Genomic DNA, 1,761 nt, shown 5'->3' with positions numbered 1-1,761 from the left:
TACGTCTCTGGCACGTGAACGTAATTCATTAACTATATCAGTATCAAATTCTTCAATATCAAGCATTTCCTGTTCCGGCACATAGGCAACTTCTTCAAGTGAAGAAAAACCTTCCTGAGCCAGAATCAATGCAACGTCTTCATCAACGTCCAGATCTGCCATAAATGTCTGAATCAAAGAACTGATTTCGGTTTCGGCCTTTTGGTCAGCATCAGAAGCTGACATAACATTTAACTCCCAACCAGTTAACTGGCTGGCCAGTCGAACATTCTGACCACCGCGACCGATTGCCTGTGACAGCTGACCGTCTTCAACAGCAATATCCATGCTATGAGCGTCTTCATCAACGACAATGGATAATACTTCTGCCGGTGCCATGGCGTTAATGGCAAATCGAGCCGGTTCTTCATCCCACAGGATAATGTCGACACGCTCACCGGCCAATTCATTAGTAACAGCCTGAACACGGGAACCACGCATTCCGACACAGGCCCCCACCGGATCAATCCGTGGCTCATGTGCTAAAACTGCAATCTTGGCACGTAAGCCCGGGTCACGGGCTGCACCTTTAATTTCAATCATTCCATCACCGATTTCCGGGACTTCAAGACTGAACAGTTCAATCAGTAATTCTGGCGCGACACGACTGACAACCAGTTGTGGACCGCGTACTTCAGAACGAATTTCTTTTAAATAGCCACGGATACGGTCACCGCTACGGAAATTTTCACGTGGAATCATTTCTTCACGAGGCAGAAGTGCTTCAGCATTTCCGCCGAGATCCAAAGTCACGTTGCCACGTTCTACACGCTTAACCGTGCCATGAATCATCTGGCCGACTTTCTCGCGATACATATCAACCACTTGAGCACGTTCTGCTTCGCGTACTTTTTGAACGATAACCTGTTTGGCGGTTTGAGCAGCAATTCGACCAAATTCAACTGAATCCATTGGCTCACGAATGTAATCGCCTACTTTGGCATCTGACTGTTTGGCCAGCGCATCAGACAATTTGATTTGCAACTCTGAAGATTCGAAGTTTTCGTCGTTATCATCGACAATTAACCACTGACGGAAAGTTTCATAGTTGCCAGTCTGGCGATCAATCGCAACATGGGCATCTATTTCCATTTCATAACGTTTACGAGTGGCCATGGCCAACGCCGCTTCGATCGCCTGAAATATAACTTCTTTACCCACGCCTTTTTCATTAGACATGGCATCAACAACCAGCAAAATTTCTTTATTATTCATCACGCCCCCAGTGGATCGATGCAAGCAATTGATCCAAAACTAAGTTTTTTCATTAACAGCAAATATTACGCTTTTTCAGGCAACCAGTCGCGCTTTGGCCAACTTTGCCAATGGTAAGGCGTACACCTCACCATCTACTTCAATTAGTACTTCACCATTCTCAAAGCCCTGCAGTACACCGGTAAAATTTCGTCGACCTTCCACAGGTAGTTTAGTGGTGATTTTGGCGGACGAGCCAGCAAAACGGATGAAGTCACGTTCCTTAAATAAAGGACGATCAAATCCTGGTGAGGAAATTTCCAGTGAATAGGCTTTTTTGATGGGGTCTTCTACATCGAGGATGCCGCTGACCTGATGACTGACTCGTTCACAGTCCTCAATGCCAATGCCTTGATCTGCATCAATATAGATTCTGAGCAGTGGATTTTGTCCACCCTGAATATATTCTACACCGACAAGCTGGTATCCCAGCGATTCAATCGGTGCTTCAATTAATTTTTCAATCTG

Annotated in this window: 2 protein-coding genes; both read right to left on the bottom strand. The window is 45.6% G+C overall.

Features of this window, described 5'->3' with window-relative positions; genetic code table 11:
• Window positions 1–1,254, bottom strand: a 1,254-nt coding sequence (gene nusA / locus B3M51_RS09165) for a transcription termination factor NusA (RefSeq protein ID WP_292758478.1), incomplete at its 3' end; no start/stop codon positions are given.
• A 75-nt stretch (window positions 1,255–1,329) separates the two neighbouring features.
• Window positions 1,330–1,761 (bottom strand): ribosome maturation factor RimP (rimP, locus tag B3M51_RS09160; RefSeq protein WP_292758476.1); only part of this gene is annotated, 432 nt, incomplete at its 5' end.

The organism is Methylophaga sp. UBA2689, from assembly GCA_002354555.1.
Taxonomy (GTDB): domain Bacteria; phylum Pseudomonadota; class Gammaproteobacteria; order Nitrosococcales; family Methylophagaceae; genus Methylophaga.
The sequence above is the reverse complement of the archived record's forward strand: the minus strand, read 5'-3'. Positions and strand labels throughout refer to the sequence as shown.